We start from the raw sequence: 23,328 nt of genomic DNA, 5'->3' as shown, positions 1-23,328 counted from the left end.
CTCGTCGGCTCAGCGCGTGAAGGGGAAGACGTTGGTCAGGCCGAGAATATCGGTCACCAGGAGGATGACGAACACCGCGAAGAGAGCGCCCACCACACTGGCCCCGGCGGGCATCTCGTCGAGGCGGTCGGCCATCTGCTCAGCCTCGGCGTCGGATAGGGCGGCCACGCGGGCCTCCACGTCCGCCGGGTCGACACCCTGGGCCATCAGCTGCTCGCGGACATCGTCACGTGCCAGCACATCATGAATGCGTTCACGTGCGTCGCTGGTGTGCTCGGCATCGAGTGCTGCCTGGGTGCCAACCAATCCGCCATTGCCCGCCTGAGGGGCAGCGGCAACCGGTAGGCTGCCCAGTACCAGGGTGGCGATCAGCAGGAGACTGAGGTAGCGGCGAAGGGTGGTCATGGTGTGGCTCCTTCTCTTGTCCATTGAGTTTCCAAGTGAACCATTGAGCTTCCAAGTGAATGTGGCGGGCTGCGACTGTCCTTGCACGATGCCTTCTCAGTATAAGAGCAATGGGTGAGATATTTCATGCCGTGGCTGTCACGCTGTGCTCATCTCGGTGCGGTTGCGGCCATTGGCCTTGGCTAGATAGAGCGCCCGGTCGGCCCGCGAATAGAGATGATCGAAGTCTGCCTGGCTGCCCTCGCCGGTGGCCAGCCCCAGGCTTACGGTGATCCTGGTTGGCACGCCAAGGGCCGTCTCGCTCAGTGCCGCCACTTGGTGGCGGATACGCTCGGCAAGCTCGAGTGCGCCCTTTGCCATCGTGTCGGGCATCAGGATACAGAACTCCTCGCCGCCGATACGGGCGACCACGTCGGCCTGGCGGGTCTGCTCTTTCAGGGTCTGGGCAAAGACCTCGAGCACGCGGTCGCCGGCGGGGTGGCCCCAAGTATCGTTGAGGTGCTTGAAGTGGTCCAGGTCCAGTAGGGCCAGGCTCAGGGGGCGTTCGTTGCGCAGGCTCTGCTGGTACAGCCGTTCGGCATTTTCCAGCAGGTGGCGTCGATTGCTGAGACCGGTGAGCTCGTCAATAAGGCTCAGCCTGGACACGAGCTCCCGCTGGTGGCTCAGGCGCAGCAGGGCCAGCATCAGGCCGCCCACCACGGCGAGGGCGAGCAGGACCAGCAGGCCGATGGCCCATCCCAGCCGCTCCATGACTTGGCGCTGCTCGCCGGCCGCCACGTGGATCAGGTCGTTCAGCTCGCTGTAGGCCCAGGCTAGCTCGTTCTCGATCTGGTAGCCCAGTTCGTCCAGGGCTGCGCGTTCGTCCTCGGTGAGCGTGCCGTCCTCCATCAGCGCCTCCATCTCGGGAAGGAGGTCACTGGCACGCGACAGCGCCTCCAGCGCCGGGGCGTAATCGTCGGGATTCAACTGGCTTTGGGCGAGACCGTGGCTGACGCCCTCGATATGCTGGGGAATGCGCCATACCAGGCTGTCGAAGCGGTCAGTGTGCAGGTGATCGGGGTGCTCCTGCATGGCGTCCAGGGTGGTACGCAGTAGCAAGGGATGTTGCTGAGCGCGCACCACGTCGGCTACCAGCGCCGTGTAGTTCGCGCCCACGTGTTGGCGGGCATTGGCCACGTAGAGGCCAATGGCGAGGGAGCAGGCCCCGGCGAACAGGCTGAAGCCGAGCGCCATGCCCCAGCCCAGAGTAAAGGTGCGCCGGTCTTTCATCAGATTTGCGCGAGATACCTCGCACTTCTAGTGCGAGGAGGGATAGCGCGTCGTCCCCAGGACGACCCTGTTTCTCGCTGCCTCCTTCTTAGGTGGTTGCTACCTTACATCTTTCAGTCTATTTTGTGAGACATGACGAAACGCGCCTACAAATACCGCTTCTACCCGACACCCGAGCAGGAGCAGCTCCTGGCCAGGACGTTCGGGAGCGTGCGTTTCGTCTACAACGCGGTGCTTCGCTATCGAACCGATGCGTTCTATGAGCGCCGAGAGAAGATCGGTTATGTGGCGGCGAATGCTGAGCTGTCGCGAATGAAGAAGGCCGACGACACCGCCTTCCTCAATGAGGTCAGCTCGGTTCCGCTTCAGCAGTGCCTGCGCCATCAGCAGACGGCATTCAAGAATTTCTTTGAAGGCCGAGCCCGCTACCCGGCTTTCAAGAGCAAGCGACACTGCCAATCGGCGGAATTCACGCGCTCGGCCTTCACGTACCGGGATGGCCAGCTGTTCCTCGCCAAGTGCAAGGAGCCGCTGGCGATCCGCTGGAGCCGCGATCTCCCTGGCGAACCCACCACCGTTACCGTGTCCAAGGACTCGGCCGGCCGCTATTTCGTCAGCTGCCTGTGCGAGTTCGAGCCCGAGGCGCTGCCCGTCACGCCGAAGACGGTAGGCATCGACCTCGGCCTGAAAGACCTGTTCGTCACCAGCGACGGGCATCGAATCGGCAACCCCCGCCATACGGCGAAGTATGCGACCCGTCTGGCCAAGGCACAGCGCCGGCTGAGCAAGAAGCAGCGCGGCTCGAAGAACCGCGCCAAGGCCCGGCAGAAGGTCGCACGCCTTCACGCCAAGATCTCCGATTGCCGAATGGACCGCCTGCACAAGCTGTCCCGCCAGATCGTCAACGAGAACCAAGTGATCTGCGTCGAGTCCCTCAAGGTGAAGAACATGCTGCGCAACCGCTCACTGGCCAAGTCGATCAGCGACGCCGGCTGGGGCGAGTTCGTCCGCCAACTGGAATACAAGGCGGCCTGGGCGGGCCGGCAACTGTCGGCTATTGACTCGTGGTATCCCTCCAGCAAGCGTTGCTCCGAGTGCGGGCATGTGATGCCCGAGATGCCGTTGCAGGTTCGGGCCTGGACGTGCCCCGGGTGCGCAGCCGAGCACGACCGCGACATCAATGCCGCGATCAACATCAAAGCCGCCGGGCTGGCGGTGTTAGCCCTTGGAGAGAATGTAAGCGGCATGGAGTCCGTGTCCGGTTCTCGGTGAATTGGGAATCCTCTTCCTTCAGGGAGAGGAGCGGTCAATGGGCATGGATTTCCCGAATCGACCAAATCCACCGCGTCATGGACTCGCTGCCCTCGGCAACCGCCTCGGCATCGGCGGGCACGACCAGCAGGGTAGGGCCGAAGTTGTCGCGAGTGAGCGGTTCGCCATCGAGGCGGGTTACCAGCAGGTAGCGCTTCGCCGCCCGATCCTTGGGCGAGAGAAAGACGGTGTAGTCATCGTGGGCGATGAAACGCAGGCGCGAGGCTTCGTCGAGCCCCTGGGCGGCGAGAAAGTCGTCAAGCCACACGCCGGCAAAGCGTCCTTCCAGCCCCTCGAAGTGAAGCAGGCTTACCTCGTGAAGCCCCAATGACTCGATCTTCGCCCGGCTTACATGGCGTTGCTCGCCATCCTGCTGGAGAGTCAGGATTGGCGTATCGTCTTGCGAGGGAGGCAGATCGCTCGAGGTCACGGCCGCTGCCCGGGCCGAGCCGTCGCCGAGAAACAGCACCAGGGCGAGAAAAGCCGCTAGCCAGGTAGCGCCGTATGGTGTGGGGCTACGACGGCAGTACCAGGGGAGGGGCAGTCGATGGGTTTGGCGCATGGGCGTACGCTCTATGCCGGGGTTTCAGTCGATTGTGGCAGAAAACTGCGGCCGGGAGATGACTTCCCGCCAACGCTAGGATTAACCAACCCGGTATGAGCCCGGCATTTCGGCCAGCAGCCCCCGTCCGCCGGCGAGTGTCAGGGCCAGGTCGTGCAGACCGTCCCAAGAGGGCAGTGGTGAGGCTCCTTTGATGGCGAGGTCGAGGCGCTGGGCGAACAGCAGCAGCTTGTGCAGGCGCCGGATCGGCAAGCGTGCGATGGCCTGCTGGTAGGCGGGACGGCGCTTCTCGAAGATGGCCGGCTTCTGGGCCTTGCAGGCGTGCTCGAAGCTCTGGCCCTGATCGAGGTGCTGATGCAGCGAGAGCAGGGTGCGCAGCTCGCGACTCAGCGCCCACAGCACGATGGGCGGCTCGACCCCCTCGCCGCGCAGCCCGGCGACGATTCGCGAGACCCGTGCCGGCTCGCCCCGCAAACAGGCATCGGTCAGGGTGAAGACGTCGAAACGGGCGCTGTCCTCGACATCGCCAGCCACTTGGCGGGCCGAGATCCGACCGCTGGGCGGCGCTAGCAGGGCCAGCTTCTGCAGCTCCTGGTCGGCGGCCAGCAGGTTGCCCTCGGTGCGCTCGCCCAGCAGGCGGGCCGCTTCCAGGTCGAGGTTCAGGCCGTGCCGGCTGGCCCGGTCGCGCAGCCAAAAACCCAGCCGCGACAGGTCGACGGGCCACACCGGCACGAACAGGCCGACCTTGTCGAGGGCCTTGAACCAGGCGCTCTTCTGCTGGCGGAAGTCGAGCTTGCCCATGCTGATGAGCAGCACGTCATCGCTGCCGGCGAGGCGCTCGGCGTGCTCCTGGAGCGCCCGGCTGCCCTCCTGGCCCAGGCTGTGGTTGCCCAGGCGCAGCTCGATCAGCTTGCTGGTGCCGAACAGCGAGAGGTTGCTGGCCATCTCGTGAAGCTGGCCCCAGGCGAAGTTGGCCTCCACGTGGAGCACCTCGCGCTCCTCGACACCGCTGGCGCGGGCGGCGGCACGCACGGCGTCGCACGCCTCCATGTGCTGTAGCGGTTCCTCGCCGGACACGATCACCACGGGGGGCAGTCGCTTGGCCAGCGCCTCGGGCAGCTTGTCGGCAAAGACTTTCACGAACGCTTCCTCACGGGTCCAGGCCGCGCAGTCGCTCGAGCAGGCGGCGCACGGCCTCGCGGCGCAGTGTCGCTTCGGCCTCCGCACGGAGCTCATCCTGGGCCAGCAGGTTGGCATCGCTCAGCGTGAGGCGCTCGCTTACCTCCAGGGTCTGCTGGGGCACAACGAAGGCGCCGTCGGCACGACGCTGCACCGAGAAGGGGACACTGAGCACCAACTCCACTTCCCGGGCGCCGGCATCCAGCACGCTCAGCCGGCGTTCGTTCAACGTCGCGTTGCCGAGGTTGAGCACCCGGGGAGCCCCGTCGTGGATCCGAGTCCCGGCGCCGCGCAGCCGCTCGGCGAGCTGGTTCGACAGTTCGTTTTCGGGGCCGGCGAGCGCCAGTTCGTCGATGACCGGGCCGCGGTCATCAAGGCCGCGCAGGCGGAAGCCGCAGCCGGCCAGCGCCAGGGCGGTGGCGCCGATCAGGCCGCGCGTGAGAAGAGTGCGTCGCTGCATAGTGGTTCCTGTGTGGCCTTAACCGACGACGATGTTGACCAGCTTGCCGGGCACCACGATCACCTTGCGCACCGTCTTGCCCTCGGTGTGGCGCTGGACGTTCTCGGCGGCCAGCGCCTGGCGCTCGATGGCGGCCTTGTCGGCAGCGGCCTCCACCTCGATGCGCGCGCGCAGCTTGCCGTTGACCTGCACCACCAGTTCGATGGTGTCGCGGGCGAGCGCTGCCTCGTCGACGGCGGGCCAGGGCGCGTCGATCACCGGCTCGTCATGACCCAGTGCCTGCCACAGCGCGTGGCAGGTGTGCGGGGTGATGGGGGCGAGCAGCAACACACAGGCCTCCACTGCCTCGCGGGCCACCGCCAGACCCTGCGCGGAGGTGTCCTGGCCCTCGTTCTGGAAGCGACCCAGGGCATTGGTCAGCTCCATCACCGCGGCGATGGCGGTATTGAAGGTGGTGCGCCGGCCGACGTCGTCGCTGGCCTTCTTGATCGTCTCGTGGGTCTTGCGGCGCAACTCGCGCTGGGCCTCGTCGAGGGCCTCGACGTCGAGGCGGCCCGGCTCGCCGGCCTCTCGGTGCTCACAAACAAGGCGCCACAAGCGCTTGAGAAACCGGTGGGCGCCCTCGACGCCGGAGTCGGACCACTCCAGCGACTGCTCGGGTGGGGCGGCGAACATCATGAACAGGCGCACGGTGTCGGCGCCGAAGCGGTCGATCATCGACTGGGGATCGACGCCGTTGTTCTTCGACTTGGACATTTTCTCGATGCCGCCCATCTCGACGGGCTGGCCATCGCTGATCAGGGTGGCGCTGACCGGGCGGCCCTTGTCGTCGCGCTTGACCTCCACGTCGGCGGGGTTGAACCACGCCTTGCCGCCGTTCTCGGTGTCGCGATAGAAGGTCTCGGCGATCACCATGCCCTGGGTGAGCAGGCGCTGGAAGGGCTCATCGGAGTTGACCAGCCCGAAGTCGCGCATCAGCTTGTGGAAGAAGCGCGCGTAGAGCAGGTGAAGAATGGCGTGCTCGATACCGCCGATGTAGAGATCCACCGGCAGCCAGTAGTCGGCGCGCTCGTCGAGCATCGCCTGGTGGTTGTCGGCGCAGGCGAAGCGCGCGTAGTACCAGGCCGACTCCATGAAGGTGTCGAAGGTGTCGGTCTCGCGCGTCCAGCCCTCGCCCAGGTCGAAGAAGGCCGGCATCTTCTTGAGCGGTGAGCCGGTGGCGTCGACGGTGACCTCCATGGGCAGCTCCACCGGCAACTCGTCGTCGGTGAGCGGCACGGTTTGGCCCTCGGGGCCGTACTTGACCGGAATCGGCGCGCCCCAGTAGCGCTGGCGCGCCACGCCCCAGTCGCGCAGGCGGAAGTTGGTCTTCACCTCGCCGCGGCCCAGCGACTCCAGCTTGGCGGCGATGGCCTCGAAGGCCGCGTCGAAATCCAGGCCGTCGAACTCGCCGGAGTGGATCAGGGGGCCGTAGTCGACGTAGGCCCCCTCGGAGAGGTCGGGCGCCTGGCCGTTCTCGTCGGCGATGACCGCCTTGATGGGAATGCCGTACTTGGTGGCGAACTCCCAGTCGCGCTGGTCGTGGCCCGGCACCGCCATCACCGCTCCGGTGCCGTATTCCATCAGCACGAAGTTGGCCACGTAGACAGGCACCTCGTCACCGGTCAGCGGATGCACCGCCACGTGCCCGGTGGGCATGCCCTTCTTCTCCATGGTGGCCAGCTCGGCTTCGGAGGTGCCGCCGCGGGCGCACTCGTCACAGAAGGCGGCCATGTCGGCGTTGTGCGCTGCGACCTCCTTGGCCAGGGGGTGGCTGGCGGCCACCGCCATGTAGGTGACGCCCATCAGGGTATCGGGGCGGGTGGTGTAGACACTCACTGGCGTGTCGGGGGTGCCGTCCGGCGCCTTGACTTCGAAGGTCATCTCCACGCCGCGCGACTTGCCGATCCAGTTGCGCTGCATGGTCTTGACCTGCTCGGGCCACTCGACCTTGTCGAGGTCGGCGAGCAGCTCCTCGGCGTAGTCGGTGATCTTGAGGAACCACAGCGGGATCTCCTTGCGCTCCACCAGCGCCCCGGAGCGCCAGCCGCGCCCCTCGATCACCTGCTCGTTGGCCAGCACCGTCTGGTCGACCGGGTCCCAGTTCACCGCGGCCATCTTCTTGTAGACCAGCCCCTTTTCCACCAGCTTGGTGAAGAACCACTGCTCCCAGCGGTAGTAATCGCTGTCGCAGGTGGCGAACTCGCGGCTCCAGTCATAGGCGAAACCCAGCGCCTTGAGCTGGCTGCGCATGTAGTCGATGTTCTGGTAGGTCCACTTGGCCGGCGGCACCTGGTTCTGAATGGCGGCGTTCTCGGCCGGCATGCCGAAGGCGTCCCAGCCCATGGGCTGCATGACGTTCTTGCCTTGCATGCGCTGGTAGCGGGACACCACGTCACCGATGGTGTAGTTGCGCACGTGCCCCATGTGCAGCTTGCCGCTGGGATAGGGGAACATCGACAGGCAGTAGAACTTCTCGCGGCTGGCGTCCTCCACCGCCTTGAAGCACTGGTGGGTTTCCCAGTAGTGCTGGGCGTCGCGTTCGATCTCAAAGGGCTTGTACTGTGCGTCCATCGGTTCTCGGGTGAGCCTTGTCGAAAAGTACCTGGGATATTGGGCGCAGCCGCCGCGCCACGCTGGTCGGCCGTGCCTTGTCCGGCGTCAGGTCCGGTTCGCAATTTTGCGATAAAACGTTGAACTGACGGCCAGATAGCGTCTAAATGGTAACCAAGGATACCCCAGTCGAGCGGGAGCGGCCATGCCTGTCCCCGCTCGCGAGCCGCTTCGAGGAGAGCAGAGCATGAGAGAAGGTCCCGATCCCAAACGCGAACACCGCCTGCGCGAGGGCTACGAGCGCGTGCTGGCCCGCCTTCAGGAGGGGCGCCGCGACCTGACCTGGGAAAACCTGCAGAAGGAACTGGACGAGGCGGTGGAGTTCGAGGCGGAGCTCGAGGAGTTCACCAAGGATGAGCTCTCCCTGCTGCGGGCCTGGGTGGAACGCGACCTGGTCGATATGCGCCGTTACCTGAGTGCCGGCGGGCGCAGCGTGGCTAGCTGGCTGGGCATCGATCTCGACCAGCTGTCGCGCAAGGTGGTGGAATCCCTGCTCTCCATCGCCGATCGCAGTCAGGCCGAGAAGGCGCGCTTCGAGGAAGACCTGGAGGCCGCCCGTGCCGACTACTGCGAGGGCGAGATGGCCGTGCCCGGGCGCATGGCCTGCGTGCACTGTGACTATGTGGTGGAGCTGGAAGGTGTCGCGCGCATCGAGCCGTGCCACCAGTGCGGGCATCGCTACTTCTATCGCGTGTCGGAATAGCTGCAAGGTACGAGGGGCGAGGCACCCTTCCTTGCCCCTTGCCCCTTGCCCCTTGCCCCTTGCCCCTTCGTTATAACCAGGCCTCCAGCACCATGATGGCTACCACCACCAGCGCGGTCATGACGGCTGCGTAGCCCAGGTTGTGGCGCATCATTCGGTAGCCGCTGACCCCATAGCGTCCTTGCAGCGAGAGGTTGATGCCCGAGAGCGGCCCCACCGAGGTGCCCACCGCCCAGGAGGCCAGGGCGACGAAAGCGAATAGCGTCTGGCGGGCCGGTTCGAGGTCGAGCATCGAGGCGAGCACCGAAACGCCGATGATGGGGTGCAGTCCGGCCATGGCGCTGGCCACGATGGCGAGAAAGCTCAGGACGGCCGCGCCGGCACCGAAGTGGGCGAAAAGCGTCCAGTCGCTGCCGGTGGCGGCGCTGATCAGTGTGGAGAGCCCCAGTGTCAGCACTCCCGCCGAGAGAAAGAGCGCGATCTCGCCGCGCATGGCCGGCAGCCGCGTGAGGGTGTGCTGGCGTACGCGGCGCAGTGTCCAGCGTGGCCCCTTGGGCAGGTTAGTGGCCAGGGCAGCTGCGGGAAGCAGGAAGGTGATGATGCTGACAATGGAAAGCGCCGGCGTCACCCGGTAGTGGAAGAGCATCACCAGCGCGGCCATCGCTACCGGCATCAGCAGGCTGCGCGGCGAGAGCGAGAAGCCGGCCACCTCCTGCAGGTCGAAGCGTCGGGACAGCTGCAGGGTGCTCAGGATGCCGGCTGTCAGGGCGAGCGGCAGGCCGACTGCCAGTACCTGGGTGTAGACCATGGCCGGGGCCAGGGTCATCACCACCCCCATGGAGGCGAAGAAGGGTGACCACAGCGCGGCGCTGGAGAGGCCACGGTTCAGCGCCAGCAGCTGCGGCAGGCTGAGCGGGCCGCGCCGTGCCAGCCGGTCGCCGATCATGAACACCGTCGACAGGTTGAGAATGGTGCCGAGCAAGTGCACACCGAGCCAGGTGCCGGCGGTGCCGGGAATTCCGGTGATGGCACGGCCCAGCGGCCGTCCCTGTCGGCGATTGCCGATCAGCCCGATGAAGCTCACTCCCACCAGCATGGCTACCACATAGGTGTTGCCGTCGAGTACCGCCGGCCAGGCAATCGCCGCGTCGTAGCGCCAGCGGGCCACCAGTAGCAGCGTCAGGCCGATAGCGGCCAGCGCGCCGGCCTGCCAGCGCGTGCGCCGCGGGATATCCCGCCATAGCAGTGCCGTGGCCAGCCAGAGGGCATAGCCCACCAGGTGGGGCAGCGGCGAGAGACCGGCAAAGTGCAGGATCTGCAGCACCAGGCCGGCGAGAATCAACGCGCCCGCCAGCGCGTGGCGAGGCGAGGTGGATGGCGTGGCGGGGTCGGACACGGCGGCTCCTGGCGCAAATGATGAGCAGTCTAACCGTTTTCCGGGTCGACTTCCTGGGCGGCGTCCTCACGCGCCCGATCGAGTTGCTCGAGCATGGCTCGGGCGGCATTGGAGAGGGTGCGGCCCTTGTGCACGAGATACCCCAGCGGTCGGTGGATGGGCGGGTGCTCCACCCTCAGCTCGTGCAGTTCGCCGGCCACCAGTCCCGCGGGCAGCAGGCTCCAGCCCAGGCCGATGGTGGTCATCATCTTCAGCGTCTCCAGGTAATTGGTGGAGAGCGCCACGGGCAGGGTCAGCCCGGCGGCGGCGAAGCGCGACTCGATCAGCGTGCGGGTGAAGGTCAGTGGGCCGGGCAGTACGGCGTCGAAGTCGCACAGCTCGTGCAGCGCCAGCGGGCCGCGTTGGGCGAGCGGGTGATCGTGGGCGCAGACGAAGCAGAGCCGGTCGATCCACACCGGCACCACCTCGAGCTGGGGGTCGGGGTGGGGCGCCAGCGTCACCACGGCGATCTCCAGCTCCCCGTCGAGCACGCCCTGGTAGGCCTGCTCAGAGTCGAGAAAGTGCAGGTCGAGGCGTACCTCGGGATGCTCGCGAGTGTAGGCCTTTAGCAGCGGCGGCAGGCGGTGCAGGCCCACATGGTGGCTGGTGGCCAGCGTCAGGCTGCCACCCACGTCGCCGCTCAGGTTGGTCAGCGCCCGGCGGCTGTCGTCGACCATCACCAGGATCTGGCGGGCGCGGGGCAGCAGCACCCGGCCCGCTTCGGTGAGGCTGACCGTGCGACCGATGCGATCGAACAGCCGTGCATCGATCTGGCTCTCCAGCACGGCGATGCGCTTGCTCACCGCGGGCTGGGTGAGGTGCAGTTGATCCGCCGCGCGAGAAAAGCTGCCGCTGTCGGCCACGGCGAGAAAGGCCTGCAGACTCTGGGTGTCCATGGGCGGGCTCCTCGGCAGGGTTGTGAATTCCAGAAAGGAATCTATTGAATAAATAACATGAATTGATTTTATGAGCACGTCGCGTGACACTGCTGTCACAACACATAGGGCCTTGAGCCCATCGTGACGAGCACAAGTGGGCGACGATGCCCGGGAGGAGACCGCATGGCAGGCCAGACGCTTTACGACAAGCTGTGGTCGCAGCACCTGGTGAAGGAGCGCGACGACGGCACCGCCCTGATCTACATCGATCGGCAGCTGTTGCACGAGGTGACCTCGCCGCAGGCCTTCGAGGGGCTGCGCCTGGCCGGACGTCGGCCGTGGCGCATCGACGCCAACCTGGCCACGCCCGACCACAACGTGCCTACCACGCTCAAGGAACGTGCCGAGGGCAACGCCGGCATTGCGGATCCGGTATCGCTGATCCAGGTGCAGACCCTCGATGACAACTGCAACGAGTTCGGCATCGAGGAGTTTCGCATCAACGACCCGCGCCAGGGCATCGTCCACGTGGTGGGCCCGGAACAGGGCGCCACGTTGCCGGGCATGACCGTGGTCTGCGGCGACTCCCACACCGCCACGCATGGCGCCTTCGCGGCGCTCGCCCACGGTATCGGCACCTCCGAGGTGGAGCACGTGCTGGCCACCCAGTGTCTGCTCGCCCAGAAGATGAAGAACATGCAGGTGCGCGTCGAGGGCCAACTGGGTACCGGCGTCACCGCCAAGGATATCGTGCTCGCCGTCATTGGCCGCATCGGCACGGCCGGCGGCACCGGCTACGCCATCGAGTTCGCCGGCAGCGCCATCCGCGACCTCTCCATGGAGGGGCGCATGACGGTGTGCAACATGGCCATCGAGGCGGGCGCCCGGGTTGGTCTGATCGCCGTGGACGATACCACCATCGACTACCTGCGCGAGCGCCACTACGCGCCCCGGGGCGAGCAGTGGGACGCCGCCGTGGCCGATTGGTGCAACCTGGTATCCGACTTAGACGCCCAGTTCGACAAGGTGGTCACGCTGGATGCCGCCGAGATCGAGCCGCAGGTGAGCTGGGGCACCAGCCCCGAGATGGTCACCGGCATCGGCGGCGAGGTGCCCGACCCGGCCGAGGCCCCCGACGAGACCGTACAGCGCGGCTACACCCGCGCGCTGGAGTACATGGGCCTGGCGCCGAAGCAGAAGATCACCGACATCCGCCTCGACAAGGTGTTCATCGGCTCGTGTACCAACTCGCGCATCGAGGACCTGCGTGAGGCGGCCAAGGTCGCCCGTGGCAAGAAGGTCGCCGACTCCATCAAGCTCGCCATGGTGGTGCCGGGCTCCGGCCTGGTGAAGCGCCAGGCCGAGGCCGAAGGCCTCGACAAGGTTTTCCTCGAGGCGGGCTTCGAATGGCGCGAGCCGGGCTGTTCCATGTGCCTGGCCATGAATGCCGACAAGCTGGGGGCTGGCGAGCACTGCGCCTCCACCTCGAACCGCAACTTCGAGGGGCGCCAGGGCTACGGCGGGCGCACTCACCTGGTCAGCCCGGCCATGGCCGCCGCGGCCGCTATCGCTGGCCACTTTGTTGATGTACGGAATGTCGACGTGCGCCAGCCCGACGCCCCATCTGCTGCCCAGGAGGCCTGATCCATGAAGCAGTTCGAACGCACCGAAGGCCTCGTCGCCCCGCTCGACCGGGCCAACGTCGACACCGACCTGATCATTCCCAAGCAGTTCCTGAAGTCGATCAAGCGTACCGGCTTCGGCGTCAACCTCTTCGACGAGTTGCGCTACCTCGACGAGGGGCAGCCGGGCCAGGACTGCTCGCAGCGGCCGCTCAATCCCGATTTCGTGCTCAACCAGCCGCGCTACCAGGGCGCGAGCATCCTGCTGGCGCGGCGCAACTTCGGCTGCGGCAGTTCCCGCGAGCACGCCCCCTGGGCGCTGGAGGACTTCGGCTTCCGCGTGGTGATCGCCCCGAGTTTCGCAGACATCTTCTACAACAACGCCTTCAAGAACGGATTGCTGCTGATCACCCTGCCTGAGGAAACGGTGGATCGCCTGTTCCGCGAGGTGGAGGCGAGCGAAGGCTACCGTCTCGACGTCTATCTCGAGAACCAGCGGGTGATCACGCCAAGTGGCGAGATCCTCGAGTTCGAGGTCGACGCCTTTCGCAAGCAGTGCCTGCTCGAGGGCCTCGACGACATCGGCATCACGCTGAAGGATGAGGACGCCATTCGCGACTTCGAGGCGAAGCATCGCCAGGAACGTCCCTGGCTGTTCCGCGATACCGCTCAGGCTTGACGCCTTCGTCACTCTGACACAGCGGAGCGTCGGGGGAAGGCCGAAGAGGAGGTCCGATGCCAGGGATGGCATCGGTAGCGCCCAGGGATGGGTTCACAGCGCCTCCTCGCAGGCCTTCCGCCGAGGTAGCTCCGCGGACCCAGCAAGGAAGAACCAATGACACAGAAGATTCTGGTACTGCCGGGCGACGGCATCGGCCCCGAGATCACCGCCCAGGCCAGCCGCATCCTGGCGGCCTGCCAGGCCCGCGGCCTCGACGTCGAGGTGGAGGAGGCCCTGGTGGGCGGTGCCGCCTACGATGCCCATGGCGAGCCGCTGCCCGCCGAGACCCTGCAGAAGGCCAAGGAGGCGCGCGCCATCCTGCTCGGCGCCGTGGGCGGGCCGAAGTGGGACACACTGGAGGACCTGAGCAAGCGCCCCGAGAAGGGGCTGCTCGGCCTGCGCAAGAACCTGGGCCTGTTCGGCAACCTGCGCCCGGCTATCCTCTATCCGCAGCTCGCCTCTGCCTCGAGCCTCAAGCCAGAGGTGGTCTCGGGGCTCGACATCATGATCGTACGCGAGCTCACCGGCGGTATCTATTTCGGTCAGCCGCGCGGCATCGAGGAGCGCGACGGCGAGCGCGTGGGCTACAACACCTACGTCTACAGCGAGAGCGAGATCGAGCGCATCGGCCGCGTCGCCTTCGAGATGGCGAGCAAGCGGAGCAAGAAGCTCTGCTCGGTGGACAAGGCGAACGTGCTGGAGGTGACCATCCTGTGGCGCGAGGTGATGGAGCGCCTGGCCCCGGAATATCCGGATGTCGATCTCTCCCACATGTACGTCGACAACGCCGCCATGCAACTGGTGCGCGCGCCCAAGCAGTTCGACGTCATGGTCACCGGCAACATGTTCGGCGACATCCTCTCCGACGCCGCCGCCATGCTCACCGGGTCGATCGGCATGCTGCCTTCCGCCTCGCTCAACGAGTCCGGCCAGGGCATGTACGAGCCTTGCCATGGCAGCGCACCGGACATCGCCGGCCAGAATATTGCCAACCCGCTCGCCACCATCCTTTCGGTAGCCATGATGCTGCGCTACTCGCTAGATGCACCGGCGCTGGCGGCCCGCATCGAGGCGGCGGTGGGCGAGGTGCTCGACGACGGTCTGCGCACCGCCGACATCACCGCCGACGGGGTGATGACCGTCTCCACCGCCGCCATGGGCGATGCGGTGCTGGCCGCCTTCGAACGTCAGTGATTCGCCACCCGCCTGCGTGGTAGGGGTGATTCCTGTATAATGGCGGGTTCATTCTTCTCTGGAGGACTTCACATGTTGAAAGTCGGTTTCGTGGGATGGCGCGGCATGGTGGGCTCCGTGCTCATGCAGCGCATGGTGGAAGACGGCGATTTCAATGGCATCGAGCCGATCTTCTTCACCACCTCGCAGGTCGGCAAGCCCGGTCCCGACGTCGGCGTGGACGTGCCTCCGCTCAAGGATGCCTTCGACCAGGAGGCGCTGAAAGCGCTGGACGTGATCGTCACCTGTCAGGGCGGCGACTACACCACAGAGGTCTACGCCGACCTGCGTGCCAGCGGCTGGAAGGGCTACTGGATCGACGCGGCCAGCACCTTGCGCATGGCCGACGAGGCGACCATCGTGCTCGACCCGGTCAACCGTCGGGTCATCGACGACCAGTTGGCGCGTGGCGCCAAGACCTTCGTCGGCGGCAACTGTACCGTCAGCCTGATGCTGTTGGGCCTGGGCGGCCTGTTCGAGGCCGACATGGTCGAGTGGATGACCTCCATGACCTACCAGGCCGCCTCCGGCTCCGGCGCCAAGCACATGCGCGAGTTACTCGGCCAGATGGGCGCGCTGCGCGACAGCGTGGCAAGCGAGCTCGCCGACCCGGCCAGCGCCATCCTGGACATCGATCGCCAGGTCACTGCGGCGATGCGCGGTGGCGACTTCCCCACCGACAACTTCGGTGCGCCGCTGGCCGGCAGCCTGCTGCCCTGGATTGACGTCAAGCGCGACAACGGCCAGAGCAAGGAGGAGTGGAAGGGCAGTGTCGAGAGCAACAAGATTCTCGGCCTGCAGGACAACCCCATTCCCATCGACGGCCTCTGCGTGCGCATCGGCGCCATGCGCTCGCACAGCCAGGCCTTCACCATCAAGCTCAAGCAGGACGTGCCGCTCGACGAGATCGAGGATCGTCTGGCCAAGCACAACGACTGGGTCAAGGTGATTCCCAACGACAAGGAAGCCACCCTCGCCGAGCTCACGCCGGCGGCGGTCACCGGCACGATGAGCGTGCCGGTGGGGCGTCTGCGCAAGCTGGCCATGGGCGGCGAGTACCTCTCCGCCTTCAGCGTCGGCGACCAGCTGCTATGGGGCGCCGCCGAGCCGCTCAAGCGGATGCTGCGGATCCTGCGCGAGCAGTGAGGGCGTCAGTCGCGCCATGAGAGCGGGGCGCTTCCTTCGGGAGGCGCCCCGTTTTTTGTGCGTTGGCCTGGGCGCTTCGCTGTTCATACGCCTTGACATAGGTTGAACAAGGGGCGAAAAACCGCCCGCCACACGGGGTCAGTGGAACCAGAGTGTGGTACATAGAGACCAGATGGGATAACCATCCTTTTTCGTGGCCGCACCTCATGCGGCGGCGCCGGGAAATGCAAGGGAACTACATGAGACGCAAGCTGACATTCGCTGCGCTGCTGTCGCTGTCGGTCGCGAGCCCCGCGGGCTGGGCGCTCGGGGTGGGCGACGTCGAGGTACGCTCGACCCTCAATGCCCCGCTGCGGGCGGTTGTCCCGTTGAGCGACGTGGCCGGCCTCGACCCCCGGTTGCTTCAGGTCTCGCTGGCCGAGGCGACGGCCTTCGAGCGCGCCGGCCTGGCGCGCACTCCCCTGGCATCCAGCGTGGCCATGGCGGTGCGTCAGCGCGACGGGCAGTGGGTGGTGGAACTCACCAGCGATCAGGCGGTGCGTGAACCCTGGCTGGACCTGCTGCTGCGCTTCGACTGGCCGGATGGGCGTCTGCTGCGCGAGGTCACCCTGCTGCTCGACCCGCCGAACTACGCCGAACTCCCGGTGCTGGCCGGGGCGAGGAATCGACAGCGCAGCGCTGCGGGCGATGCTCCAGCGACGCCGCCGCCGGCCGAGCCCGAGTCGCCGACCACGGTGAACACGGCGAGTGCGTCACCATCGCGCGATGCAAACTGGGTCGGCAGTGGCGACACCCTCTGGTCGGTGGCCGGTCGGCTGCGGCCCGACAGCGACATCAGCATGGACCAGATGATGGTGGCGCTGGTCGAGTCCAATCCCGAGGTCTTCCCCTCCGGCAACATCAACGCCATGCGTGCCGGCCATGCCCTGGTGGTGCCGTCGCGGGAGGCCATCCTGGCGCGCTCGACGGCGGAGGCCGACCGCATCGTGGCCGCCATGAATCAGGCCTGGGCGAGTCGCGGCAGCGGCGCCCCGCAGCGGGTGCCCTTGGCGCCGGCCGCGGCGGTCGCCAGCAGCACGCGCGATCCGGCGGGCACCGGTGAGTCTCCGACGGCCGAGCCCGAGCCGGCGCTAAGCGATACCGCCGTTGCGGCCACCGAATCGGTCCAGGCGCCACGGTTGACCCTGCTCAGCGATGCGGAACTGGCCGCCGAGGCGCGGGCCGATACCGCCTCTGAAGGAGCGGCCGGCGACGCGGCGGCGGCGGGGGGTGGCGAACTCGATCCCCAGGTCGTGGCCTCGCTCGCTTCGCCCGACCTGGCCCTGATGGACGACGCGTCACGCCAGGCCGCACGCTGGCAGGCCAGTCGCCAGGTTCTGGAAGCCCAGCGTGATGCGCTCCAGGCCGAGCTGGGCGCGATGCGCGAGGAACTCGACGCCCTGCGCGACCAGCTGGCAACGGTCATGGCCGAGCGTGGTGACGAGGCCAGCGAGCCCTCTGGGGGGGCGACGCTTCCCGGCAGCGACGGGGCGGTGTCTGAAGCCCCCTGGTGGGGCGCCGTCTATCCGGTGGAGTCCGATCGGCAGCTGTTGCTGGGCGGTGCCGGCATCGCGGCCCTGCTCGGCCTCTGGCTGCTGCTGCGCTGGCGCCGTCGCTGTCATGACGACGCGGCGCCATCCGGTTTCGTGACCATGCCCACTGTCACCCCTGCTGGCGTCGACACCCAGGCGGCGTACGCCGGCGGTGTGGGGGAGGGAGCTGCACCGGGTGCCACCGACTCGGCCGCTTCCCAGGAATCGCTGGTGCGCCCGGTCATGCCGCAGGCCGAGGCGATCAACGAGGCCGATATCTTCATGGCCTACGGCCGTTTCGACCGGGCGCGCGAACTGCTCGAGGCGGGGATCGCCCGCGAGCCATCGCGTCAGGACCTGCGCTTCAAGCTGCTCACGGCCTGTGCCGAGCAGGACGATTGGCCGGCGGCCGAGCGTCAAGCGCAATGGCTGCGCGACAACGGCGACGCCGCGCTACTCGCCGAGGCGGAGCGACTGATGGAGCGCCCACGGAGCGACTCGGCGCCTTCAATGCCGGTCGCTGGGTCGGAAGCCGTTGCCACGGAATCGCAGCATGAGGCTTACCCCGATGAGTCCGCCGCGACGCCATCCGAGGAGCCGATGGAGGCCGAGCGTGCCGGCCGCGTCGACTGGCCCGATCTGACGACGGACGTGGCAACGCCCGATGCACGGCCGCCGGAGAATGATGCGGCTGCGGCGGCCGCCTCCGAGTTCGCCCCGGAGGCGAGCCCTGAGGGTGACGTCGAGCCGGACACGGTCGAGCCGCCCGACGCCGAGCTGCAAGAGGCGGCGGAAAGCGAGCGCCCGGCTGAGTCGCTGGCCCCGGAGCCGCCGTCGCACCGCGATGCGCTTGATCTCCCCGAACGCGCTCCCAATGTCATCGACTACCAGCCGCCCGCGCTTGACCCGGAGCCGGCGGCGCGGGAGGAGACGCTCATGCAGCCCAGCGTGGACTTTACCACCCAAGAGAGCACTGAGGAGCCCGTCGCCAGCGGCGGCGCTGCCGGTGGCGAGAAGGTCTCCCGCCACGATGAACTGCCGGAGCCGGAGCCGGAGCCGGAGCCGGAGCCGGAGCCGGAGCCGAGTTCGGTGCCCGGGCGGTCGGATGAGTCGCTGCGTGACGAATCGAGAGAGGGCTGGGAGGTCGAGGAGGTGGCCTTTCCGCCGCTGGATGACGATAATGGGCGACCGTTCAGCGCCGAGCCCGCGGGCGACAGCCTCGAGGAGGGGCGCCGCCTGATCGCGGCCGGCGAGACGGAACGGGCCCGCGCCCTGCTGCAGCGGCTGCTCGTCGAGAGCGACGAGGAAGCGCAGCGCGAGGCGGCACGGCGCCTGATCGATCACCATCGCCTGTAAGTCCATCCATTCCTATGCCGAAGGCCGCATGACCCTCTTCCAACCGCTCGATGACCGTCGTCCCCTGACCGGCCGCCTGGCCCTGGGGGTGGAGTATGACGGTAGCGCCTATTGCGGCTGGCAGCGCCTCAAGCACGCCGCCTCGGTGCAGGCCGCGCTGGAAACGGCGCTGTCGAAGGTTGCCAGCCAGCCGGTCCGGGTGCATGCCAGCGGGCGCACCGATTCCGGCGTTCACGCCACCCGGCAGATCGTGCATTTCGATGCGCCGGCGCCACGCTCCCAGAAAGCCTGGGTGTTCGGCGTCAATGCAAACCTGCCGCGCGACATCGCCATCCGCTGGGTGCGCGAGGTGCCCGACGAGTTCCACGCCCGCTTCAAGGCGCTGGCGCGGCGCTATCGCTACGTGCTGCTCAACCAGCCGAGCCGGCCGGTGCTGGAGCGCGCCAACGTCACCTGGTGCCGTGATCCTCTGGACGCCGATGCCATGCATCGCGCCGCCCAGGCGCTGGTGGGCGAGCACGACTTCTCCGGTTTCCGCGCCGCCGGCTGCCAGTCCAAGACCCCTTGGCGCCATCTACACTTCATCGAGGTGCATCGCCACGGCCCTCTGGTGGTGGTGGACGTGCAGGGCAATGCCTTTCTCCACCACATGATCCGTAACATCGTCGGTGCCCTGGTCACGGTGGGGCGCGGCGAGCGCGGCGACGACTACCTGGCCGAGCTGCTCACCCTCAAGGACCGCACCCTGTCCGACGTCACCGCTCCGGCCTGCGGGCTGCACTTCGTCGATTCGCTCTATGATGAAGGGTGGGGCCTGCCCCGCGAGCCGCTGGGCCCCAACCTGCTGGCGTTTCTCGGCGAGTGGACCGGCGAGCGGCCGCTGCCCGACTGTCCCTGGGTCGAGTTCCGCCGCGGCCGGCCCCTCGCCGCGAGTGCCGAGGCCGAGGAGGGCGCCCATGAGTGAGCGAATGCACAGAATGGCCCGCACCCGCGTCAAGATCTGCGGCCTGACCCGCGAAGCGGACGTGGTGACGGCGGTGGCGCGCGGGGCCGATGCCCTGGGCTTCGTGATGTGGCCGGGCAGCAAGCGCGCCCTCGACGAGGCGCGTCTGGCCGAACTCACCGCGAGCGTGCCCGCCTTCGTCACCCGGGTAGGGCTCTTCGTCGACCAGGAACCGGCGCTGATCGAGCGCTGTGCGCCGTACCTCGACCTGCTGCAGTTCCACGGCGACGAGGCGCCGGCGTTCTGCGCCAGTTTTTCGCGCCCGTGGATCAAGGCGCTGCGCATGCGCGACGGCCTCGACCTGCAGGCCGCCGCCGCGGCCTACCAGGGCGCCCAGGCGCTGCTGCTGGATGCCTATCGCCCCGGCGTGCCGGGCGGTACCGGCGAGACCTTCGACTGGTCGCGGATCCCCGCAAACCTGGCAAAACCTGTTATTCTCGCGGGAGGCCTGACGGCGGACAACGTGGCGGAGGCGATCGCCACCGTACGCCCCTTTGCCGTGGATGTCTCCGGCGGCGTGGAAGCCGCCCCCGGCAGCAAGGATCACCAGCGGCTCGCGGCCTTTTTCACCGCGGTGCAGGGCGCCGACGGTGCCCGCGGTTGAACCGCGTCCGGCCCTTCGCGTTACCCGATTTCCACCCCTTGTCCCTACCGACGACCCTGTGAGGTGTCTTTCGTGAGCAAGTTCAGTGACCTGACCCGACTGCCGGATGCCCGCGGCCACTTCGGCCCCTACGGCGGCCGGTTCGTCTCGGAGACCCTGAGCTTCGCCCTGGACGATCTGGCCAAGACCTATCTGCGTCTGCGTGACGACCCGGATTTCCAGGCGGAATTCGACTACGACCTGGCCCATTACGTGGGCCGCCCGTCACCGCTCTACCATGCCGAGCGATGGTCGAAGCAGCTCGGTGGGGCCCAGGTCTGGCTCAAGCGCGAGGACCTCAACCACACCGGCGCCCACAAGGTGAACAACACCATCGGCCAGGCGCTACTGGCCAAAATGAGTGGCAAGCCGCGGGTGATCGCCGAGACCGGGGCCGGCCAGCACGGCGTGGCCACCGCTACCGTGGCGGCGCGCCTGGGCCTCAAGTGCGAGGTCTACATGGGCGCCGAGGACGTCGAGCGCCAGAAGCTCAACGTCTATCGCATGCGCCTGCTGGGTGCCAACGTCATTCCCGTCGAATCCGGCACCCGCACGCTCAAGGACGCCATGAACGAGGCGCTGCGCGACTGGGTCACCAACGTCGACGACACCTTCTACATTATCGGCACCGTGGCCGGCCCCCACCCTTATCCCATGCTGGTGCGCGACTTCAACGCTGTGGTGGGGCGCGAGGCGCGCCGCCAGTCGCTCGAGGAATTCGGCAAGCTGCCCGATGCGCTCATCGCCTGCGTGGGCGGCGGCTCCAACGCCATGGGGCTCTTCTATCCCTTCGTCGAGGACGACGAGGTGACCATGTACGGCGTCGAGGCCGGCGGCGACGGCGTCGAGACCGGCCGTCATGCCGCGCCGCTCGCCTCGGGGGCGCCGCGCGGCGTGTTGCACGGCAACCGCACCTACCTGATGTCCGACGAGGGCGGCCAGGTCTCCGACACCCACTCCGTTTCGGCGGGGCTGGACTACCCCGGGGTGGGCCCTGAACACGCCCTGTGGAAGGACGTGGGGCGCGTCGAATACGTGGCCGCCAATGACGATGCCGTGCTCGAGGCCTTCCGCGAGTTGACCCATGTCGAAGGCATCATGCCGGCGCTGGAGTCCGCCCACGCCCTGGCCTATGCCAAGGTACTGGCGCCGACCCTGCGCCCCGACCAGCATATCGTGGTCAACCTCTCGGGCCGCGGCGACAAGGACATCATGACGGTCGCCAAGATCGACGGAATAGAGTTCTGAGGATGCCGATGAACCGTATCGACCAACGCTTTGCCGAGCTCAAGGCCCAGGGCCGCCGGGCGCTGATTCCCTATCTCACCGCCGGTGATCCGGCGCCGGCGCATACCGTCGGCTTCATGCATGCCCTGGTGGCGGCCGGCGCGGATGTGATCGAGCTGGGGGTACCGTTCTCCGATCCCATGGCCGACGGGCCGGTGATCCAGAAGGCGTGCGAGCGGGCGCTCAAGCACGGCGTGCGCCTGACTCACCTCTTCGACATGGTGCGCGAGTTCCGGCAGCAGGACAGCGAGACGCCGGTGGTGCTGATGGGCTATCTCAACCCCGTCGAGCGCATCGGCCTCGAGGCCTTCGCCGAGCAGGCGGCCGCCGCCGGCGTCGACGGCGTGCTCACCGTGGACATGCCGCCGGAAGAGGCCGAGGAGTTCGGTCCGGTGCTCAAGGCGCGCGGGCTTGCCTCGATCTTTCTCGTCGCCCCTACCACTTCCCGCGAGCGGGCCGCTACAATATGCGACCACGGCGAGGGCTATCTCTACTACGTGGCGCTCAAGGGCGTCACCGGGGCTGCCACGCTCAACGCCGCGGACGTCGCCGAACATCTGGCGCCGCTGCGCGAGTTGACCACGCTGCCGCTGTGCGTCGGCTTCGGCATCCGCGACGGAGCCTCGGCGGCGGAAGTCGGCAAGGTCGCCGACGGGGTGATCGTGGGCTCGGCGCTGGTCAACCGCATCGCCGAGAACGCCGAGCGGCCTGAGGCCATTCCCGAGGCGCTGCAGGCGGTGCTCGGCGAAATGCGTGCCGCCCTGGATGCACTGCCGCCCCGTTGAGGGCTCTCGACCGAGCGAATCCATACCCGCCCGGCGTGACCGGGCGCAACTGTTGACGGAAGCCTTTCTGACATGAGCTGGCTTGACAAGATTGTACCCTCCGTGGGGCGCATCCAGCGCAAGGAACGCCGGGCCAGCGTGCCCGACGGCCTGTGGCGCAAGTGCCCCAAGTGCGAGGCGGTGCTCTACCTGCCCGAACTGGAGAAGCACCATAACGTCTGCCCCAAGTGTGACCACCACCTGCGCCTGACGGCGCGCAAGCGCCTCGACTGGTTCCTCGACAAGGAGGGCCGCGAGGAGATCGCCGCCGACCTCGAGCCGGTCGATCGCTTGAAGTTCCGCGACTCCAAGAAGTACAAGGATCGCCTGAACGCCGCCCAGAAGGAGACCGGCGAGAAGGACGCCCTGGTGGCGATGCGCGGTCAGCTCGATGGCCTGCCGGTGGTGGTGGTGGCCTTCGAGTTCACCTTCATGGGCGGGTCCATGGGCGCCGTGGTGGGCGAGAAGTTCGTGCGTGCCGCCACCCTGGCCCTGGAGGAGCGCATTCCGCTGATCTGCTTCTCCGCGTCCGGCGGGGCGCGCATGCAGGAAGCGCTGTTCTCGCTGATGCAGATGGCCAAGACATCGGCTGCCCTGGAGCGGCTGCGCGAGACGGGTGTGCCCTACATCTCGGTGCTCACCGACCCCGTGTTCGGCGGCGTCTCGGCGTCGCTGGCCATGCTTGGCGACCTCAACGTGGCCGAGCCCAACGCCCTGATCGGCTTTGCCGGACCGCGCGTGATCGAACAGACGGTACGTGAACAGCTGCCCGAAGGCTTCCAGCGCAGCGAGTTTCTGCTCGAGCACGGCACCGTGGACATGATCGTGTCGCGTGGCGAGATGCGCGATCGCCTGGGCGGCGTGCTGCGCAAGCTGATGCACCAGCCTCCCATCGGCCTGGAGGAGCCTCTGGCGTCGCTGGAGCCCGATCTCGTCGATGTTGCCGAGCAGGCCGAAGCGACGCTGGACGAGGCGGAACAGCCGGAGGTCGAATCGGCGCCCCGCTCGGAGGAGGCGAGCACCTCCGCCGACGACGCGGCCGAGCGCTCCGACGGCGCGCGCTGACGT

General features: G+C 67.4%; 20 protein-coding genes. 12 read left to right on the top strand and 8 right to left on the bottom strand.

Features of this window, described 5'->3' with window-relative positions:
• Positions 1 to 9: 9 nt before the first annotated feature.
• The gene (locus FEF15_RS10830) at positions 10 to 405 is read right to left on the bottom strand and encodes a PA2779 family protein (RefSeq protein ID WP_163559174.1); all 396 of its coding nucleotides are present in this window, start codon (positions 403 to 405) and stop codon (positions 10 to 12) included.
• Positions 406 to 543: 138 nt separating this feature from the next.
• Positions 544 to 1,674 (bottom strand): GGDEF domain-containing protein, encoded by a 1,131-nt coding sequence (locus tag FEF15_RS10825; protein WP_163559173.1) that lies wholly within the window; start codon positions 1,672 to 1,674, stop codon positions 544 to 546.
• A 132-nt stretch (positions 1,675 to 1,806) separates the two neighbouring features.
• Here FEF15_RS10825 and FEF15_RS10820 point away from each other — a divergent pair, with 132 nt between their 5' ends.
• Positions 1,807 to 2,946 (top strand): RNA-guided endonuclease TnpB family protein, encoded by a 1,140-nt coding sequence (locus FEF15_RS10820; protein ID WP_163559172.1) that lies wholly within the window; start codon positions 1,807 to 1,809, stop codon positions 2,944 to 2,946.
• 34 nt (positions 2,947 to 2,980) lie between these two features.
• On the opposite strand, the gene FEF15_RS10815 is transcribed toward FEF15_RS10820, so the two are convergent.
• From FEF15_RS10815 to leuS, 4 genes are all read right to left on the bottom strand, one after another.
• The gene (locus tag FEF15_RS10815) at positions 2,981 to 3,547 is read right to left on the bottom strand and encodes a molybdopterin-dependent oxidoreductase (RefSeq protein WP_163559171.1); all 567 of its coding nucleotides are present in this window, start codon (positions 3,545 to 3,547) and stop codon (positions 2,981 to 2,983) included.
• A gap of 81 nt (positions 3,548 to 3,628) precedes the next feature.
• The gene (gene holA / locus FEF15_RS10810; protein WP_163559170.1) at positions 3,629 to 4,687 is read right to left on the bottom strand and encodes a DNA polymerase III subunit delta; all 1,059 of its coding nucleotides are present in this window, start codon (positions 4,685 to 4,687) and stop codon (positions 3,629 to 3,631) included.
• A 10-nt stretch (positions 4,688 to 4,697) separates the two neighbouring features.
• A complete protein-coding gene (gene lptE, locus FEF15_RS10805) occupies positions 4,698 to 5,186 on the bottom strand; it encodes an LPS assembly lipoprotein LptE (protein ID WP_163559169.1) in 489 nt (162 codons plus the stop codon).
• A gap of 18 nt (positions 5,187 to 5,204) precedes the next feature.
• Entirely contained in the window at positions 5,205 to 7,799 is a 2,595-nt protein-coding gene (leuS, locus tag FEF15_RS10800) for a leucine--tRNA ligase (protein WP_163559168.1), read from the bottom strand.
• Positions 7,800 to 8,025: 226 nt separating this feature from the next.
• On the opposite strand from leuS, the gene FEF15_RS10795 reads away from it, so the two are divergent.
• Positions 8,026 to 8,541 (top strand): zinc ribbon-containing protein, encoded by a 516-nt coding sequence (locus FEF15_RS10795; RefSeq protein WP_163559167.1) that lies wholly within the window; start codon positions 8,026 to 8,028, stop codon positions 8,539 to 8,541.
• Positions 8,542 to 8,611: 70 nt separating this feature from the next.
• On the opposite strand, the gene FEF15_RS10790 is transcribed toward FEF15_RS10795, so the two are convergent.
• Together FEF15_RS10790 and FEF15_RS10785 are read right to left on the bottom strand one after the other, a co-directional pair.
• Positions 8,612 to 9,937, bottom strand: coding sequence for a hypothetical protein (locus FEF15_RS10790; RefSeq protein WP_240454139.1), 1,326 nt, complete (start codon positions 9,935 to 9,937; stop codon positions 8,612 to 8,614).
• 29 nt (positions 9,938 to 9,966) lie between these two features.
• Positions 9,967 to 10,872 (bottom strand): LysR family transcriptional regulator, encoded by a 906-nt coding sequence (locus FEF15_RS10785; RefSeq protein ID WP_163559166.1) that lies wholly within the window; start codon positions 10,870 to 10,872, stop codon positions 9,967 to 9,969.
• A 165-nt stretch (positions 10,873 to 11,037) separates the two neighbouring features.
• On the opposite strand from FEF15_RS10785, the gene leuC reads away from it, so the two are divergent.
• The 10 genes from leuC to accD all read left to right on the top strand — a co-directional run bounded on the left by leuC (position 11,038) and on the right by accD (position 23,325).
• On the top strand, positions 11,038 to 12,498 hold the full coding sequence (gene leuC / locus FEF15_RS10780; RefSeq protein ID WP_163559165.1) for a 3-isopropylmalate dehydratase large subunit: 1,461 nt from the start codon (positions 11,038 to 11,040) through the stop codon (positions 12,496 to 12,498).
• A 3-nt stretch (positions 12,499 to 12,501) separates the two neighbouring features.
• Positions 12,502 to 13,155: a 3-isopropylmalate dehydratase small subunit gene (leuD, locus tag FEF15_RS10775; protein ID WP_163559164.1), complete on the top strand. Its 654-nt coding sequence runs from the start codon at positions 12,502 to 12,504 to the stop codon at positions 13,153 to 13,155.
• Between the two features lie 156 nt (positions 13,156 to 13,311).
• Positions 13,312 to 14,391, top strand: a complete 1,080-nt coding sequence (gene leuB, locus FEF15_RS10770; protein ID WP_163559163.1) for a 3-isopropylmalate dehydrogenase — start codon at positions 13,312 to 13,314, stop codon at positions 14,389 to 14,391.
• 72 nt (positions 14,392 to 14,463) lie between these two features.
• Entirely contained in the window at positions 14,464 to 15,576 is a 1,113-nt protein-coding gene (asd, locus tag FEF15_RS10765) for an aspartate-semialdehyde dehydrogenase (RefSeq protein ID WP_163559162.1), read from the top strand.
• Positions 15,577 to 15,815: 239 nt separating this feature from the next.
• The gene (locus FEF15_RS10760; RefSeq protein WP_163559161.1) at positions 15,816 to 18,503 is read left to right on the top strand and encodes a FimV/HubP family polar landmark protein; all 2,688 of its coding nucleotides are present in this window, start codon (positions 15,816 to 15,818) and stop codon (positions 18,501 to 18,503) included.
• 28 nt (positions 18,504 to 18,531) lie between these two features.
• Positions 18,532 to 19,467, top strand: a complete 936-nt coding sequence (gene truA / locus FEF15_RS10755) for a tRNA pseudouridine(38-40) synthase TruA (protein WP_163559160.1) — start codon at positions 18,532 to 18,534, stop codon at positions 19,465 to 19,467.
• Entirely contained in the window at positions 19,460 to 20,110 is a 651-nt protein-coding gene (locus FEF15_RS10750) for a phosphoribosylanthranilate isomerase (RefSeq protein WP_240454138.1), read from the top strand. Before truA ends, FEF15_RS10750 begins: the two co-directional genes overlap by 8 nt.
• Positions 20,111 to 20,182: 72 nt before the next feature.
• Positions 20,183 to 21,397: a tryptophan synthase subunit beta gene (trpB, locus tag FEF15_RS10745; RefSeq protein ID WP_163559159.1), complete on the top strand. Its 1,215-nt coding sequence runs from the start codon at positions 20,183 to 20,185 to the stop codon at positions 21,395 to 21,397.
• A gap of 8 nt (positions 21,398 to 21,405) precedes the next feature.
• A complete protein-coding gene (trpA, locus tag FEF15_RS10740; protein ID WP_163559158.1) occupies positions 21,406 to 22,221 on the top strand; it encodes a tryptophan synthase subunit alpha in 816 nt (271 codons plus the stop codon).
• Positions 22,222 to 22,293: 72 nt separating this feature from the next.
• Positions 22,294 to 23,325: an acetyl-CoA carboxylase, carboxyltransferase subunit beta gene (gene accD, locus FEF15_RS10735; protein ID WP_163559157.1), complete on the top strand. Its 1,032-nt coding sequence runs from the start codon at positions 22,294 to 22,296 to the stop codon at positions 23,323 to 23,325.
• Positions 23,326 to 23,328 lie beyond the last annotated feature (3 nt).

It is taken from the genome of Halomonas sp. NO4 (assembly GCF_010994375.1).
Classification (GTDB): domain Bacteria; phylum Pseudomonadota; class Gammaproteobacteria; order Pseudomonadales; family Halomonadaceae; genus Halomonas.
The sequence above is the reverse complement of the archived record's forward strand: the minus strand, read 5'-3'. Positions and strand labels throughout refer to the sequence as shown.